General features: G+C 49.8%; 13 protein-coding genes. 11 read left to right on the forward strand and 2 right to left on the reverse strand.

Annotated elements, in window-relative coordinates; translation table 11 throughout:
• Nucleotides 1–341 precede the first annotated feature (341 nt).
• The gene (locus RRY12_10485) at nucleotides 342–908 is read right to left on the reverse strand and encodes a 6-carboxytetrahydropterin synthase (protein ID MEG2185095.1); all 567 of its coding nucleotides are present in this window, start codon (nucleotides 906–908) and stop codon (nucleotides 342–344) included.
• A gap of 86 nt (nucleotides 909–994) precedes the next feature.
• Complete coding sequence (locus RRY12_10490; GenBank protein ID MEG2185096.1) at nucleotides 995–1,384, reverse strand: transcriptional repressor; 390 nt, start codon at nucleotides 1,382–1,384, stop codon at nucleotides 995–997.
• Between the two features lie 388 nt (nucleotides 1,385–1,772).
• On the opposite strand from RRY12_10490, the gene RRY12_10495 reads away from it, so the two are divergent.
• The 11 genes from RRY12_10495 (at nucleotide 1,773) to RRY12_10545 (ending at nucleotide 16,692) form a co-directional block, all read left to right on the forward strand.
• Complete coding sequence (locus tag RRY12_10495) at nucleotides 1,773–2,372, forward strand: TetR/AcrR family transcriptional regulator (GenBank protein ID MEG2185097.1); 600 nt, start codon at nucleotides 1,773–1,775, stop codon at nucleotides 2,370–2,372.
• A gap of 193 nt (nucleotides 2,373–2,565) precedes the next feature.
• The gene (locus RRY12_10500) at nucleotides 2,566–3,282 is read left to right on the forward strand and encodes a class I SAM-dependent methyltransferase (GenBank protein ID MEG2185098.1); all 717 of its coding nucleotides are present in this window, start codon (nucleotides 2,566–2,568) and stop codon (nucleotides 3,280–3,282) included.
• Between the two features lie 152 nt (nucleotides 3,283–3,434).
• On the forward strand, nucleotides 3,435–4,274 hold the full coding sequence (locus RRY12_10505) for a methyltransferase domain-containing protein (protein ID MEG2185099.1): 840 nt from the start codon (nucleotides 3,435–3,437) through the stop codon (nucleotides 4,272–4,274).
• 151 nt (nucleotides 4,275–4,425) lie between these two features.
• A complete protein-coding gene (locus RRY12_10510) occupies nucleotides 4,426–6,489 on the forward strand; it encodes a DUF262 and DUF1524 domain-containing protein (GenBank protein ID MEG2185100.1) in 2,064 nt (687 codons plus the stop codon).
• A 333-nt stretch (nucleotides 6,490–6,822) separates the two neighbouring features.
• Nucleotides 6,823–7,215: a VOC family protein gene (locus tag RRY12_10515; protein MEG2185101.1), complete on the forward strand. Its 393-nt coding sequence runs from the start codon at nucleotides 6,823–6,825 to the stop codon at nucleotides 7,213–7,215.
• A 26-nt stretch (nucleotides 7,216–7,241) separates the two neighbouring features.
• The gene (locus RRY12_10520; protein ID MEG2185102.1) at nucleotides 7,242–8,207 is read left to right on the forward strand and encodes a GNAT family N-acetyltransferase; all 966 of its coding nucleotides are present in this window, start codon (nucleotides 7,242–7,244) and stop codon (nucleotides 8,205–8,207) included.
• Between the two features lie 261 nt (nucleotides 8,208–8,468).
• Nucleotides 8,469–9,761 (forward strand): O-acetylhomoserine aminocarboxypropyltransferase/cysteine synthase family protein, encoded by a 1,293-nt coding sequence (locus RRY12_10525; GenBank protein MEG2185103.1) that lies wholly within the window; start codon nucleotides 8,469–8,471, stop codon nucleotides 9,759–9,761.
• Between the two features lie 6 nt (nucleotides 9,762–9,767).
• Complete coding sequence (gene metA, locus RRY12_10530) at nucleotides 9,768–10,724, forward strand: homoserine O-succinyltransferase (protein MEG2185104.1); 957 nt, start codon at nucleotides 9,768–9,770, stop codon at nucleotides 10,722–10,724.
• Between the two features lie 160 nt (nucleotides 10,725–10,884).
• The gene (locus tag RRY12_10535; GenBank protein MEG2185105.1) at nucleotides 10,885–12,081 is read left to right on the forward strand and encodes an efflux RND transporter periplasmic adaptor subunit; all 1,197 of its coding nucleotides are present in this window, start codon (nucleotides 10,885–10,887) and stop codon (nucleotides 12,079–12,081) included.
• Nucleotides 12,082–15,198, forward strand: coding sequence for a multidrug efflux RND transporter permease subunit (locus tag RRY12_10540; protein ID MEG2185106.1), 3,117 nt, complete (start codon nucleotides 12,082–12,084; stop codon nucleotides 15,196–15,198).
• Nucleotides 15,199–16,692, forward strand: a complete 1,494-nt coding sequence (locus RRY12_10545) for an efflux transporter outer membrane subunit (protein MEG2185107.1) — start codon at nucleotides 15,199–15,201, stop codon at nucleotides 16,690–16,692.
• Nucleotides 16,693–16,920 lie beyond the last annotated feature (228 nt).

Genomic DNA, 16,920 nt, shown 5'->3' on the forward strand with positions numbered 1-16,920 from the left:
TATACCGCCATGCGGATTTTGACGCAAGTTCTGGGTATTCCCGCTTGAGCTGGTTTCGCGCGTGGATTGATATGTGACTTTTAAAGGGCACGCGGAATCTCCGAGCCTAGCGCAATGCTGCCTGCTTAATTTTATGGTCACGTTCAGCTCACGGAGAAGTGTATTCATTTCGGCCATGATACATTAAGCATCCAGTCGGATGCTCCCATTTTGCACTCTGTTGAAGGCTTGCACAATCTTTAGAAAAGACTTTAGAGAATGTATTTATAATGCAGCGGAGAGAGTGCCAAATGACATTCTCTCCGCCTTTGTACTTTTTATTTTAATGAAATTGCAATCTCTTACTTCTTTTTATATCCGCACTTTGGGCAGACGCCGTTTTCATCGAGCGCGATTCCGCAGAGCGGGCAGCGGTCGATTACATTTTTGGGCTCGAAGTCTGCGGAGCCCGCGTTGACGCCGCTGGTAAAGGTGATCTTCACGATGTTGAGTTTGTCCTTCAGCAGGTCATAAACGATCTTTATCATGCCTTCAACGGTCATTGTCTCTTTGGTTACGACAAGGCGGCACTCAGGATAGGCTGTCGCAAGCTCTGTTTTGAACGCAGGGCCGGTCATTGTGTTGCTCGGTGCGCCGTTTCTGATGCCCTGTTTCTCATAGACATCAAGCACAGCCGGAAGGAGCGGGTCGTCTTCACGAAGGATGAGTGCGTGGTCGAAATTTTTAAGGACTGCCCATGCGGTCTTCTGAATTTCATTGCAGGGGAAAACCATATTTACGCCGGGGTTGACGGAATCTTCAACCTCAATCGTAAGGACGCCGGTGTGTCCGTGGAGATACTGCGCTTCGCCTTTGAATCCGTAAAATCTGTGTGCGTACTGAAGATCGAGTGTTGTTATGCTTCTCATAATTATTCTCCTTTAGTTTTTACAATTTACGGGCGCTGTTGCCTTCCCGCATGTAAATTGATAAATGTTTCTCCGTCTGCCGCTTGTTACCGAGGCTTGCCAGTACAGTCCGGACATAGCCCCTTGAAAACGATGTCATGCCCTGTGAAGGTAAAACCATGAGCGTCCTTTACTAATTTTTCAATGTCGCTCATATATTCCATATCTACGTCGAAAACCTTTCCGCATCTGGCGCACATTGCATGATAATGATCGCTGCAAATATGGTCGAAACGATCTGCTCCGTCCGGCATCTGCCGTTTACGTATCTCGCCCGCTTCGCACAGCCGCAGCAGATTCCGATAGACTGTCCCGCGGCTGATGTTCAGATGCACCTTCGCGAATTCCACATAGATTTCCTCCGCAGTTGCGTGACAGGCCAGTTGCCTTACGGCCTTTAAAACTAAATTACGCTGGATCGTATTTCGTCTTATCATTAACCTGGCCTCATTTCTTAATAAGAATATATCCTAAATAGTATATATTGTCAATAGTAATTATTTTAAATTAGATTTTATATCGTAATTCGATAGTTGGAGAAAATATGAAGGTAGTCTGCAAACGATTTTTAAAGAACTGAAATTACTGACGATGGGTATTCGTTAACATCCCAATTGAAAGCGAAATTAAGAGCGCGACGGGCTCTGATGCACGCTTAGTTCTCTTTTTATTGGAGCATTATCCGCAGAATATCATCCGTTTAAGCCTTGTGATGGATGGGCTAATAAGTTGCGGCGTCAATCTCATTTTTTCTTGACAGGTGAACGGGCGGTCACTATAATTAAGGTGAACGAACGGTAACGGCACCGGTGAGGGAGGATAGAAATGATAAACACAAAGGAACGAATCATGCAGATTGGATTAGAATTATTTTCAAGAGACGGCTATGAGGCAGTGTCCGTAAGCACTATTGCAAATGAACTTGGAATGACAAAAAGCGCTTTATACAAGCATTACAAGAGTAAAAGGGATATTTTTGACAGCATCTTAGCACGAATGAGCCAAATGGATGTTGAGCGTGCCAATGAATATGATATGCCCGAAGGAACAGTTGAAGAAATGGCGGAAGTCTATGCCTGTGCGCAAATTGAAAAAATTAAAGTATATACTGAGGCGCAGTTTCACTATTGGACTGAAGAAAAATTCTCCTCTGGTTTCCGTAAGCTGTTGACCCTAGAACAGTATCGAAATTCAGAAATGTCTCAGCTTTATCAGCAATACTTTGTTGCGGGGCCTCTGCAATATCTGGAGGATCTGTTTGGCGGAATAACGAATAGCTGCGACAATGCAAAGCTGCTTGCTATACATTTTTATGCTCCTGTTTTTACCTTATATAGTCTTTACGATGGCGCCACAGATAAAAAACCAGTTTTTGCTATACTGCGGAAACATCTCGATAATTTCGGAGGAGAAATAAGCAAATAAATTTTACCAATACTACGAGGAGCGTTATTGATGAGGCGCAGCTTAATGGCGGAGATTGTGATAGGCGGAGAGGTTCGCACATATTAATCTCCCCAGCACCTCCGGCAAAGATACACGGTATCCTTGCGGAGGAGTTAGAAGAAGAAATTAAAGAACATCGCTAAAATAAAAAATCAATCAGGAGAATTACATCATGCAATATCTGCGCAGTGAAAAATATAACACGCCAAAATTACAGGCGAAGATTATGGGGCCGAATCCACTAAAATTACAGGAAGAATTGCTCAATGGGCATAAAATATCTAGCAAATCCACCGTGTGTGACTTGGGCAGCGGTCAAGGACTTACAAGTGTATTTTTGGCACAGGAGTATGGTTTTTTAGTATATGCCGCCGATCTTTGGAGCGATCCTGTGGAAAATCAAAAGTTTTTTGAGGAGATGGGGCTTGATTCCACGCAAATCATTCCCGTAAAAGCGGATGCAGCCGACCTTCCCTTTGAGAAAGAATTTTTCGATGCAGTCGTCAGTACAGACTCTTACAACTATTTTGGACGCGATCCAACATTTCTGGGAGAAAAATTATTGCCATTTGTAAAACGCGGCGGATATATTTACATTGTAATTCCGGGAATGAAAAAAGATTGCCATGACAATCTACCACAAGAGTTACTTCTTTCATGGACTCCGGAGCAGCTCGATTATATTCACGATATTCTTTACTGGACAAACATCATTGAACAGACTGATGATGTCAACATTCTTTCAATTCATGAAATGGAAAGCAATGAAGAGGTCTGGAACGACTGGCTGGAACAAAATAATGAATATGCTATAAGCGATAGAAAGGCTATGGAGGCCGGCGGCGGAAAATATCTTAACTTTATTGCAATTATTTTACAAAAGAAATAGCACCTTAAATTCATTTCCGTCATACGGCCGCTTCGCTGTTATGAGGTGCACGGGGGCGGGATTGCTGATTGCAGCTGGCCTGTCGATGCTGTGATTCTGCACTGCCGTTCCAGCTGCTGCGCAAAAATATTTGTAAGAGGGGAGCTCTCGTGATGTCCTATAATATTAATGACCTGCTAAAAAAACCGGAGCTTTATAAAGAAACCGGGATAGCGTTTTGGGATGACGAGCATATCTCGAAGCAGATGCTAAAAGCACACCTAACCCCTGAATACGATGGCGCCAGCCGCAGCTTTGATTTTATCGACAAATCTGTGGAATGGATCACAGCGTTGGCGCCGGCCGTCGAAAATTTGCAGCTCCTAGATGTTGGCTGCGGACCAGGGCTTTACGCCGAACGCTTCGCCAAAGCAGGCTGCCATGTAACCGGCGTAGACTTCTCCAAGCGGTCTATCAAATACGCAGTTCAATCAGCCGCAGAACAAGGATTTGATATTACATACCTTCATCAAAATTATTTGCAGCTTGCGCTGGATAAGAGCTTTGATTTTGCAGCGATGATTTATTGCGATTACGGAGCGCTCTCGCGGGACAACAGGCAGCTGCTTATGCAAAAGATATATGAACACTTGAAGCCGGGCGGCAAGTTTCTGTTTGATGTGTTCTCTATGCAAAAATATGCGGCTTTTTCAGAGGGGCAAACATGGGAAAGATTCCCCTACGGCGGCTTTTGGACTGAAAAGCCGCACACCGTGCTGAACGGTAATTACTGCTATTGTGACAACGTAACGCTGGAGCAGATTGCGGTGCTCACGCAAAGCGAGGCATCAGTCTATTATTTATGGACAACTTATTTCACACGAAAGAGCCTGATTGAGGAGGCACTGGCGGCCGGCTTTAAGCTGTACGGTGTTTTCTCCGATGTGGCAGGCGCGGCTTATTTCGAGGAAAGTCAAACGATCGCCGTGCTTTTAGAAAAGACGGACGACTAATTATGAGAATGAGAACCATCGCTTTCGTGCGTTCGGAGATGATTTATGACATCTTATAGACCAGATATACGCCGGGGTATATAATGAACAAGGATAGCTGTGTCACCCATTTTTGCGGACGGACAAGGCCTGAAAAAAGGGGGCAACATGAGTGAACGCTTTCAAAAGCAGCATTTATAGATATCTTGGAGGAACGTGTCAATACCTGATACCGCTATATCAAAGAACCTATAGCTGGGAGCGCGAGCAATGCGCTCGCCTTTGGAATGACATCGTCAATCTACATAACACCCTTCGTGAAGGACATTTTATCGGCTCCATCGTTCGCATCGACGAGGATTCGGCGGCAGGGTCAACGCGTGCAATGATTATCGACGGTCAGCAACGCCTTACTACGCTGACCTTGCTTCTTGTCGCCTTGAGAGACTATGCTAAGGACAACCCCGATTGCGCCGTCAACCCAGATAAAATCACGGACACTCTGCTTTTGAACAAGTACGAAACGGGCAATGCCAAATACAAGCTGCTTCTCACGCAGTCCGATAAGGAAATACTCATTAATAAGCTTGAAGGCGCGCCTCTTTCAATAAACTCCAAGTCCCGTGTGATTGATAACTATGCGTTCTTTGCCGGACAAATTGCCAAATTAGAGATTTCACCTTCCGATCTCTACGACACCATTGGCAAACTGCAAATTGTAGACATAGTACTTGACCGGCAGTATGATGACCCGCAGGCAATTTTTGAGAGCCTGAATTCTACTGGTATGGATTTGAAGGATTCCGACCTCATTCGCAACCATCTTCTGATGGGTTTGGACTCCGACACGCAAGCCAATGTTTATAATACTGTATGGCGCCCGACGGAACAACTCTTTCGTGATGAACATCAGAGCGAATTGCTCGATAACTTCTTCCGGGACTACCTCACTATGGAACTCGGCAGGATACCGAAAAAGAACGAAGTGTATAAAGAATTTCGAACCTATCATACTGATAGTGGGCTGACCATTCGTGAACTCTGCGTGCATATTCACAGCTACGCAAAGCACTATACTGATATGTATTTTGTCACAAGCGGCGATACCGTATTGAAATCGCTTTACGGAGATATGAAGGCAATTCGCATGGAAGTAGCCTATCCGTTCCTATTGAAAGTTCTCGGCGACTACGAGAAATTTTTGATAACCATTGATGAATTGCGGGAAATAGTTCGGCTTTGTGTAAGCTATGTTATGCGCCGTGCTGTCTGCGACGTTCCAACGAACTCCCTTAACAAAACCTTCGCCACGATGAAGAATGCCTTAAAGACGACGGACTACTTAAATTCAGTCAAGGCATTCTTCATTTTGCTCGATACATACAAGGAATTCCCGAACGACAGGCGTTTCATCGACACATTTCTAACAAGGGACATCTATCACATGGCCCGCTGCGGCTACATCCTAGGTCGGCTTGAGAACTATGAGAACAAATCTGTAGTGATTCTAGACAACCTAACAATAGAACATATAATTCCTCAGAACCCGCATTTGTCTGCCGACTGGGAGTATGCTCTCGGTGACGATTGGGAAGAGGTTCAAAAAAAATATCTGCATACCATCGGCAACCTTACGCTGACGGCATATAATTCCGAGATGAGTGATTCTCCTTTTGCTGACAAGCAGGCGATGGATGGCGGATTCCGACAGAGCGCGCTGAGGCTAAACAAATACGTTGTTGCACAGACCTCATGGGGCGAAAACCAGATCAATGAACGAGCCGCCCAACTCGGCGATATTGCAAAAAAAGTCTGGCCGTATCCGATGCTCACTGAGGCTGAGCTTACCCAGTATCGTAAGCAGGACGATTCCACGACAGCGTACACACTCGAGAGCTACCAGTACCTCAATGCTTTCAACCGTATGCTTTTTCAGAAGCTGAATATCCGCATTCTCAACCTCAGTACCTATGTAAAGCGAGAATTCAAGAAGTTGTATATCGCCTATAAAGCTGACACCAATTTCGTGGATGTGGTTATCCAGAGCGCGCGGCTTCGCTTGGCAATAAACATGAAGTATGCCGATGTCGTTGACCCCAAGAGGATATGCAAGGATGTTACAGGGATTGGCAAATGGGGTAATGGCGATGTCGAAGTTGGATTGGACAGTTTAGATATGCTTGATGATGTGATGGCAATTATTGATCAAGCTTTCAGACAACAAAACATAGAATAACCCATCCATAAGTGGTATTACATAAGTGGTATTAATGGAAGAACATGGCAAAATCATATCGTGCAAAGTTAACCCAGGAGGTTCTATCGGGCCACATTCTCAGCAATCAAGTGACGATGTTAACTACGTTGTCTTAGGTTTTTGGAAAGCAATTTGTGACGGAATGGTAGAATTTTTGGTCCCAGGTTGGTGTCACATCTGTCCAAATGACTCTGAATACCGCATCATCAACACTGGCGGCAGCGACCTTGTGCTTCTTAGGTTGTTGCCGAGTGGCAATATTTATAATACGGTGAATTACTGAAAAAAAACAAAAGGATGGGGGAGCATAACGTGAAACTAGATGGTCTTGGAATTATGGTGGATGATATGCCGACAATGGTTAGATTTTATCGAGACGTGCTTGGTTTTGAAATTACTGAGGACGAGAATGCATCAAATGTTTACTTAAAAAAGGATGGTACGCTTTTTCTTCTTTATAGAAAATCTGATTTTGAAAAAATGACAGGTAAAAGCTTCTCGTATGTGAAAGGATTCAATGGCCATTACGAAATCGCTCTGTCCGTTTCCAATTACGCCTCTGTAGACAGCGCATTTGAAAGAGTGACTAACCTAGGAGCGCGGGCTGTGATGCCGCCGACTACGGAGCCGTGGGGGCAAAGGGCTTGTTATGTCGCAGACCCGGAGGGAAATTTGATAGAAATAGGCTCTTTCACGAAGGAGTAAAGGAAAGGGCGTAAAGCAGGGAACAGATGAAAGGAACATATAAAGACGAATCTACCATGATGATCAGAAAATACAACTCAAAAGACGTAGCGGCGCTTGCGGCGCTTTTTTATGACACCGTACACAGCGTCAACGTAAAAGATTACACCAAAGAACAGGTCGATGTGTGGGCGACCGGCCGCGTTGATTTGGAGGCTTGGGATCGTTCGTTTTTGAGCCGCTGCGCGTTGGTCGCGGAGATCGGTGGGACGATCGTCGGTTTTGCGGATATGGATGGGGACGGATATCTGGACAGGCTTTATGTCCATAAAGATTACCAGAGGCGCGGCGTCGCTTGCGCTCTTGCCGCGAAGCTTGAAAGCTATGCGGAAGAAAATAATATTGCGGCTGTTACGACATACGCCTCAATAACGGCGCTGCCGTTTTTTGAAAAACGAGGTTATGCGGTGGAACGCGAAAATATTGTAGACAGAGACGGCGTTCTGCTCAAAAATTATAAAATGACAAAAAGAACGGTAGAAATAACAATAATAGAGGAACGTTCAAAAGAGCTGATAGAGGAACTAGTGTCGTTATGGCAGGCTTCCGTGAGGCAAAGTCATCTTTTTCTGACGGACGGCGACATTGAAAAGCTGACGCCGTTGGTACAGGAGGCTCTATCTGCTGTTCCCGTGCTGGCAGTTGCGTTCAGTGGAGGCAGAGCCGCGGGCTTTATGGGTGCGGCGGAGGATAAAATCGAGATGCTGTTTCTCGCGCCCGCGTGGTTTGGAAAGGGTCTCGGCTCTCGATTTGTTAAAAAGGCAATCCATGAGTTTCACGTGAAATTTGTCGACTGCAACGAACAAAACCCAGCCGCTGTGAAGTTTTATGAAAAGATGGGGTTTAAAACATTTTGCCGTAGCGAAGTTGACGAGCAGGGAGCCGCGTTTCCCATCCTTAAAATGAAACTGAAAGGAAAATCACAAAAGCCTAGCAGCTGCTTAAGTTATTGACATCGTATGCGGAAAAGTTTATACTTTTCCAAACGATTTTAAGAGGAGGAAGAGCAATGTCAGCCTATTGTGTAAAGATGATGATGTGCCGTTTAATGTGCAGCTCTGCCTCTTTGGTCGATTCGGGAAGCATGCGCCCATAACGCGGCTTTTTGCAACACTTACGACGACAGAGGCAGTTTCCGGATTTTAGGAAGCTGCCTTTTTTATGTTTTCATTGTTTTATGGACTTTTGATATCTACTTTTGAGGAGGATTTTTCATGCAGAGAAAAAAGAGGGGCCTTGATACCATTTGCGTACAGGCGGGCTGGACGCCCGAGAACGGCGAGCCGAGAATATTGCCGATCTACCAAAGCACGACCTACAAGTTCACGTCGGCGGGCGAGCTTGGCGAGCTTTTTGATTTAAAGACGGAAGGGCACATGTATTCGCGGATATCCAATCCTACCGTAGCCGCCGTTGAGTCAAAGATAGCGGAGCTTGAAGGCGGGACCGGCGCGTTATGCACTTCGTCTGGACAGGCGGCGACGCTGCTTGCGGTGCTGAATATTACTGGCGCTGGACAGAATATCGTCTGTGCCTCCGCAGTTTATGGCGGGACGATAAATCTTTTTGCCGTTACTTTAAAAAAGCTTGGGATAGAGGTGCGTTTCATCGACCAGAGTATGAGCGATGATGAGATCGGGGCGCGTTTTGACGGAGATACACGGCTTCTTTTCGGCGAGACTATCGCAAACCCGGCGCTAGAGGTCTTTGATATAGAACGTTTCGCAAAGATTGCGCATTCTCACGGCGTGCCGCTCGTGGTGGATAATACTTTTGCCACGCCGATACTCTGCCGCCCGTTTGAATTTGGCGCCGACATCGTCACTCATTCCACCTCAAAGTACATGGACGGTCACGCAAGCGTTGTCGGCGGCGTCATTGTCGACGGAGGTTCGTTTGACTGGGAGGCCGCGGGGAAGTATCCAGAACTTTGCAGCCCCGACGATTCCTATCACGGCGTCGTCTACACGCAGAGTTTTGGCGGGGCGGCCTATATCACTAAGGCGCGCGTGCAGCTGATGCGCGATCTCGGCGTGACGCCGCAGCCTCTGGCTGCCTTTATTCTGAATCTAGGGCTTGAATCTCTGCCTCTTAGGATAGCAAAGCACAGCAGCAACGCGCGGTTTATCGCGGAACGTCTTCTTGAGGACTCTCATGTGGAGTGGGTGAAATATCCGGGGCTTGCCTCTTCCGATCAGTACGAGCGCGCGAAAAAGTATCTGCGGGACGGTCAGAGCGGCGTTATTTCCTTCGGAGTGAAGGGCGGACGCGAGGCGGCGATGAGGTTCCTGGACTCTCTTGAGCTTGCGTCGATAGTGGTACACGTAGCGGACGCGAGAACTTCCGCGCTCCATCCGGCCAGCACAACGCATCGTCAGCTTGACGACGAACAGCTGAAGGCCTGCGGGATCGGCCCGGAGCTTGTGAGGCTTTCGCTAGGCATCGAAGACCCCGGCGACATTTGGGACGATATAGCCAGCGCGCTTCTCAAAACGGAAGGAGTGTAAAGGAGTATGCCTATCAAGATTCCCGACGGGCTTCCGGCGGAGCAGACATTAAACAACGAAAATATTTTCGTCATGCACGAACTTAGGGCGGCGAAGCAGGATATTCGTCCGCTCCATGTGGCTTTGCTCAATCTTATGCCGAAGAAGGTAGAAACAGAGACGCAGTTTGCGCGGCTTCTTGGCAACAGCCCGCTGCAGGTCGAGCTTACGCTGCTCCAAACAGCCTCTTATGAGTCAAAAAACACGACGCGTGAGCATCTTTTGGCTTTTTACAAGACCTTCGAACAGGTCAAAGACTGTAAATTTGACGGGCTGGTCATCACGGGAGCGCCGGTGGAGCAGCTTGAGTTCAGCGAAGTAGAATATTGGGACGAGCTGTGCCGCATCATGGAATGGAGCAAAAGCCACGTCTACAGCACGATGCACATCTGTTGGGGCGCGCAGGCGGCGCTTTACTATCATTACGGGATAAAAAAATATCCGCTTGCCGAAAAACTCTTCGGAGTTTTTGAGCATACCGCAGATTATAAAAATTCCATGCTTTTCAGAGGCTTTGACGATGTCTTTATGGCGCCCCATTCGCGGCACACAACGGTAGAGCGCGGCGAAATAGAGGCGGCGCCCGAGCTGCAGATACTGGCCTCGTCAAAAGAAGCTGGAGTGTTCGCCGTAAAAGGGCTGCAGGAAAAACAGTTCTTCATAATGGGGCACTCCGAATACGACGATAGGACGCTTGAAATGGAATATCTGCGCGACAAACAGGCCGGTCTTCCCATCGCGCCCCCGAAAAATTATTACCCGAACGACGACGACTCGCTTCCTCCGCGAGTGAGCTGGCGAGGCAGCGCGAATCTTTTGTTTCTCAACTGGCTCAATTATTTCGTCTATCAAAATACACCGTTCGATATGGAGGCGATAGGAACCAGCAGGGAGGGCGAATGGCTCTTGGCTAAGGAAGACTGATCTGGCCGCTGCCTTTTTCGGCCAGTTTAAATCATACCTTCCCCTGCCCGAAGTTGCGTATTCTTGCTTTACTCGTAAAATTACATATAAATGGTATAATTTAATAGCTGGAATAATAATTCACCAGGCCCAAGAGATGCCCATAAGGAGTAGATAGCGCGTGGAAGAAGAAAACAAAGCGACTGAAACTACTGAGCTTAAACATGAAGATAAAAAGAGGTATCTGGCGTACCTTGTCATTGCGCTTGTCGTTATTGGAGCGGCGGGGTACATGTGGTATACGAAAGCAGAGGAAAAGAAAAAGGCGGCGGCGGCCGCTGCCGCGGTCTATCACCCGCCAGTGGTGACGGCTCTTACAATAAAGCGCGCTGATATGCCCATTGTCATGGAGTACACAGGACAGACCAACGGCATGAAAGAGGCGGAGCTGCGCGCACAGGTGAGCGGCATTATAAAGAAAAAGCTCTATAAAGAGGGTATGCCGGTAAGGGCTGGGCAGACTATGTTCGTCATCGACCCGTCGCCGTACCGCGCCACTGTGAACAGAAACGCCGCCTCGCTAAAACAGAGCGAGGTGCAGCGCGACCTGATGAAGGTAGATTATGACAGGGCGTCGGCTCTTTATGCGAAGAACGCCGTAAGCAAAGCCGAATATGACACAGCGCAGTCGAATTTCCACGCTTCGCAGTCCGCCGTCGACGCCTCGCGCGCCGCGCTGCGCCAGTCGCAGATAGACCTTGAATGGACCACCGTCCGCGCGCCCATCGCGGGCTACGCGAGTAAAGAGCAGTTCTCCGTCGGCAACCTTGTCGATGCGGGCGGCCTTCTCGCCACCATCGTCCAGTCGCACAACCTCTATGTAGATTTTGCCATTCCGGCGGACACCTACAGGAAAAACGTCGATTTCAAAAATAAAGGCTATCTGAAGACCGTCCCGGGCGGCCCTTATGTCGAGCTTGCTTTGGGCGACGGCGCCAAGATAAACAAAAAGGGAAAGCTTGATTTCCAGAATCAATTCGTAACCCCGCAGACGGCCTCAATAAACGCAAGGGCGGTCTTTGACAACGCAGACAACAGTCTTTACGCTGGGCAGTTTGTGCGCGTCTATGTAAAGGGCTATTACGTGCCGAATGTCATTACGGTCCCTTTGAAGGCGACGATACAGGCGAGCGAGAAGTCGTTTGTCTTTAAGCTGAATGAAAAAAATATTCCAGAGAAGATAGAGATCGCCGTTATAAAGACGGTCGGCAACGACTGCCTCGTCGGCTCCGGTCTTAACGTCGGCGACAGAATAGTTTCTGACGGCGTGGGGAAGGTGCAGCCCGGCAAAGAAGTAGCTGTCGAAGGGGCAAAATAGATGTTTTCTTTGATGTTCATCAAACGGCCCATCCTTGCGACCGTCTGCTCGATCGTCATCGTCATAGCGGGGCTGGTCTCCATCGTCACGCTGCCTGTGGCGCAGTTCCCGGAGCTTGTGCCGCCGCAGGTGACTGTCAGCGCGCAGTATCCCGGTGCAACGCCTGAGGTTATAGCGCAGGTCGTAGCCTCCCCGCTTGAGACGCAGATAAACGGCGTCGACAACATGATCTATATGAATTCGGTCAGCAACGGGCAGGGCAATATGACGCTCACCGTAACTTTTGATTTGGGCACCGACCCAGACCAGGCGACGATAAACGTCAACAACCGCGTACAGATGGCGACGCCGTCCATACCGGCGGAGGTGCGTCAGTACGGCATCGTCGTGCAGAAATCGTCGCCCAATATACTGCTCATCTTCGCGCTGTACTCCCCTAAGGGTATATACGACACCATCTATATGAGCAACTACGCGCTGCTGAACGTCGTCGACGACTTAAAGCGCATAGCAGGCGTAAGCGACGTCAACATTTTCACAGATCAGGATTACGCAATGCGCATCTGGCTCAAACCCGACAAAATGGCGCAGCTCGGCATCATGCCAACGGATGTGGCGGCCGCCGTCAAGGACCAGAACAGCCAGTACGCGCTTGGCCGTTTCGGAGACGCCCCTACGAAGACGGACCTGCAAAAGACCTATATCATGACCTCTACCGGACGCCTCACCACGGAAGAGGAATTTGAAAATATCATAATAAGAAGTGTACCGGGCGGAGAAACCGTCTACCTTAAAGATATAGCGCGAGTCCAGCTCGGCGCGAAGAGCTATAATTTCACAGGCACGCTGAACGGCACGCCCGCCGTGCCCGTCGGCATCACGCTTGCGCCTGGTGCGAACGCTATCAAGGTCTGCGACGAGGTGAAGGCGCAGCTTGCCCAAGCTCAGCAGAAATTTCCAAGCGGCATGGTCTACGATATTCCTTACGACACGACGACCTTTGTACGAGTCTCAATCGAAGAGGTCATAATAACGCTCTTTGAGGCTCTGCTTTTGGTATTCCTAGTCGTCTTCCTCTTCTTGCAAGACTTCCGCGCCACGATAATCCCGTGTCTTGCGGTGCCGGTCTCCATCATAGGCACCTTCGCCGGTATGAAGGCCTTCGGTTTTTCCATCAACACGCTGACGATGTTCGGCCTCGTCCTTGCTATAGGGCTGGTCGTTGACGACGCCATAGTCGTCATAGAAAATGTCGACAGGCACATGGAGGAGGGGCTTTCGCCGTATGACGCCACCTGCAAGGCTATGGAGGAGGTTACGGGACCTGTCATAGCCATCGTGCTTGTGCTTGTCTCAGTCTTCATCCCGATAGCATTCCTGGGAGGACTTACGGGAGAGCTTTACAGGCAGTTTGCAATCACACTTGCCACCTCCGTCGCAATCTCTGGCTTCGTCGCCCTTTCGCTTACGCCCGCGCTCTGCGCGAAGATCTTAAAACCGCAGGACCAGAGGCCGAAATTCGCATTTTTCAGGTGGTTTAACTCTTTCTTTGATAAACTTACCAGCTGCTTCTCCTCATCCGTCAAGGTGATGCTGAAGCACGGCGTCATCATGGCCTTAGTATTTCTGCTCTTCGTCGCGGCGACAACCGCTATGGCCCTCAAGATGCCGACCTCGCTTGTGCCGGACGAGGACCAGGGCGTTATCTTGGAATCGATGTCGCTGCCGGATGGAAGTGCGATGAACCAGACTGAGGAGCTTGCAGCTCAGGTCTCAAAGATCACCTCTTCGCTGCCGCAGGTCGAGACCTCGCTCGTATTCTCCGGATACAACATAATGAACTCTTCAAACCAGGCGAACTACGGCGCTGGCTTCATCAAGCTGAAAGACTGGAACCTGCGCAAAAAGCCGGGCGATGATTCCTTCTCCACCGCAGCGAAGATAATGGGAAAGGCGTGGAGCGTCCCCGAAGGGCAGATATACGCTTTCAACCCGCCCGCCATCATAGGAATGAGCACCACAGGCGGCGTTGAGGGATACCTGCAAAGCAGACAGAGCACGAACGTCGAAGAGATAGAAGCCACCGTAAAACAGTTCATAAACGAGGCTGAAAAACGTCCTGAGATATCCAGCGTGACGACCACCTTCTCGACGAAGGTGCCTCAGTACTACGTCTACATCGACCGTGTCAAGGCAAAGTCGCTAGGCGTCAGCCTCTCCGACGTCTTCGGCGCGATGGGCAGCATCTACAGCAACTATTATGTCAACGACTTTGACAAGCTGGGCCGCACCTTCCAGGTGCTCATCTCGTCAGAGGAGGAATACCGCGACAGGCCGGACGACCTGAAATATACCTACATCAGAGCGGAGAACGGCAACATGGTCCCGCTTGAATCGCTCGTTGAGCTGCGCCCCACAACGGGGCCGGACACGATGGAGCGCTTCAACGTCTTCCCGTCGGCTAAGATAACGGGACAGCCGGCTGCGGGCTACACCTCGGGTCAGGTCATAAAGGCGCTCGAAGAGGTTTCAGAGACGCTGCCGGAGGGCTTCACTCTCGCTTGGACGGGAACGGCCTATCAGGAACAAAAAACGGGATCGGCCACGATGATAGCCTTTGTGCTTGGCATAATAATGGTATTTCTCATTCTGGCCGCCCAGTACGAACGCTGGAGCCTTCCCTTCGCAGTGGTGCTCTCCGTGCCAATCGCGCTCTTTGGCGCGTTTATTGCCACGATAACGCGCGGCCTCTCCAACGATCTTTATTTCCAGGTGGCGCTTGTGACGCTGATAGGGCTTTCAGCTAAGAACGCTATCCTAATTGTAGAATTCGCGCTTGAAGAGCATCAGAAGGGCGTTCCCCTTATGAAGGCCGCCGTAGACGCCTCCCATCTGCGTTTTCGACCCATCATGATGACCTCCATAGCGTTCATCTTGGGCGTGCTTCCGCTCGCCGTAAGCACAGGCGCGGGAGCCGCAAGCCGCCATTCCATTGGCACGGGTATCATTGGAGGCATGACGGCCTCCACGGTAATTGGAATATTCTTCGTGCCCTGTTTCTTTGTCATGGTCATGAAGCTCTCTTCAAAAAAGAAGAGCCAAGAGGAGGCGAAATAGATGACTACGAGCGCGCTTCTTGCCGCACTTTTTATCGGCTCGTTTTTTCATATAGACCTTGGTCCCGGCGTCAAATCGCCGCTTGCCTATGAGATGCCGCCGGCCTATGTGCTGACCGTATCGCAGGACGCCTATATAGATAAAAACGCGCCGCTGCCAAAAATAACGCCAGAGACCGCGTGGTGGAAGCTTTTTGACGAACCCGTCCTTGACAGGTGCGTTGACGAAGCTCTGAGCCGCAACCGCGACCTTGAGGCTGCGATGGCCGCTGTCATGCAGTCGCGCGCCGCGTTTAAAGTAGCGCGCGGAAGCCAAAGGCCCTCCATAAACGCGCAAATTGACGTCTCTCGCTCATACGAGCTAGGCGCGTCAAACGGCGTGCAAAACGAAACTAACTACCTGACGCCGGCCGGCGCCGCTAACTACGAGATGGACCTTTGGGGAAAGCTGCAGAAGGCGACGCGCGCCGCGCGGGAAAACATTCTCGCGACAGAGGCCGCGAAAAACACAGTGCGCCTTGCGCTCGCCTCCGAGGTAGCAGCCAACTATTTCTCCCTGCGCGCCACGGACAGGCAGATAGTAGTAGCCGAGGAAAACCTGATGTCGCAGCAAAAAACTCTCGAACTCAGCAAGTTCCAATATTCGCACGGACAAGTGAGCCAGCTCGAAGTCCAGCGCAACGAGGCGCTTGTAGCTTCCACCGGCGTTCAGGTGCAGCAGCTCCAGCTTGCCATGCGCGGGTATGAAACGTCGCTGCTGTTGCTCATGGGCCGCGATCCAAAAGAATTCGCGGATCTAGATGTGCCGCGCGGAGCCTATATAGCCGACCTTCCGACATGCCCCGTCATACCTGAGGGCATCCCCGCCGACCTTCTCATACAGCGCCCAGACATCATCCAGGCGGTCTTCAGCTACCGCACGGCGCTTGCGAACATCGGTTCGGCGCGCGCCGCGCAGTATCCTTCAATCTCGCTCACAGGACTCATAGGCAACATCAACAACACGCCGCAGACTCTCTTCAACGGCCCCACGGGCTGGTCCACCGCGGCGGGGCTTGTCGCGCCCATTTACAACGGAGGAAAGCTTTCTGCGAACGTCCGCAAAAACGAGGCCATTGCGCAGCAGGCGCTCGCTCAGTATTACAAGGCCGTGCAGAGCGCGATGAAAGAGGTCATAGACGCGATTGAAGCCAACGTCAAGAGCGAAAGGATAGTAAAACTTGAAGAACAGCAGGCCGAGGCGCAGAAAAAGGCCTATGAGCTTGCGAAGACGCAGTTCATGGACGGAAAGACAAGCCAGCTTGACCTGCTTGACGCCGAGCGCCAGCTGCTTTCCGCACAGCTTCAGCTTGAAGGAGGGCGCGCCGAAAGGTTCAACGCCGCCGTGAGCCTCTGCCGCGCTTTGGGCGGCGGCTGGCAATACACAGCGCCTGACGACCTGCAAAATAAAACGCTGCCGAAACCGTGGGAAAAAAAGAAGGATAATAAAAAATAACTGTCGATTGCAAAAGGAATCGCGAGTTTGCAGAGCGTCAAAAAACCTGGGAAGCAAACTCTATAAAAAGCACCCTCTGCGAAAAATCTGAGATAATCTGGGCTAAAGTTAGTCCTCAATCTCAAGAGAATTATTAACCAATGCAGCGTCCAGTGTCAGTAAATACACTGGACGCTTTTTGCGTCATGAGAGCCATTCTGGCATCTTGGGGTCGCGGGGCCGAATCCC

This window comes from Cloacibacillus sp. (assembly GCA_036655895.1).
GTDB lineage: Bacteria > Synergistota > Synergistia > Synergistales > Synergistaceae > JAVVPF01.

Excerpts from the sequence above, each read along its gene's own strand:
- RRY12_10485 (MEG2185095.1), bottom strand. The coding sequence starts at position 908 with ATGAGAAGCATAACAACACTCGATCTTCAGTACGCACACAGATTTTAC.
- RRY12_10490 (MEG2185096.1), bottom strand. The coding sequence starts at position 1,384 with ATGATAAGACGAAATACGATCCAGCGTAATTTAGTTTTAAAGGCCGTA.
- RRY12_10495 (MEG2185097.1), top strand. The coding sequence starts at position 1,773 with ATGATAAACACAAAGGAACGAATCATGCAGATTGGATTAGAATTATTT.
- RRY12_10500 (MEG2185098.1), top strand. The coding sequence starts at position 2,566 with ATGCAATATCTGCGCAGTGAAAAATATAACACGCCAAAATTACAGGCG.
- RRY12_10505 (MEG2185099.1), top strand. The coding sequence starts at position 3,435 with ATGTCCTATAATATTAATGACCTGCTAAAAAAACCGGAGCTTTATAAA.
- RRY12_10520 (MEG2185102.1), top strand. The coding sequence starts at position 7,242 with ATGAAAGGAACATATAAAGACGAATCTACCATGATGATCAGAAAATAC.
- RRY12_10525 (MEG2185103.1), top strand. The coding sequence starts at position 8,469 with ATGCAGAGAAAAAAGAGGGGCCTTGATACCATTTGCGTACAGGCGGGC.
- metA (MEG2185104.1), top strand. The coding sequence starts at position 9,768 with ATGCCTATCAAGATTCCCGACGGGCTTCCGGCGGAGCAGACATTAAAC.
- RRY12_10540 (MEG2185106.1), top strand. The coding sequence starts at position 12,082 with ATGTTTTCTTTGATGTTCATCAAACGGCCCATCCTTGCGACCGTCTGC.
- RRY12_10545 (MEG2185107.1), top strand. The coding sequence starts at position 15,199 with ATGACTACGAGCGCGCTTCTTGCCGCACTTTTTATCGGCTCGTTTTTT.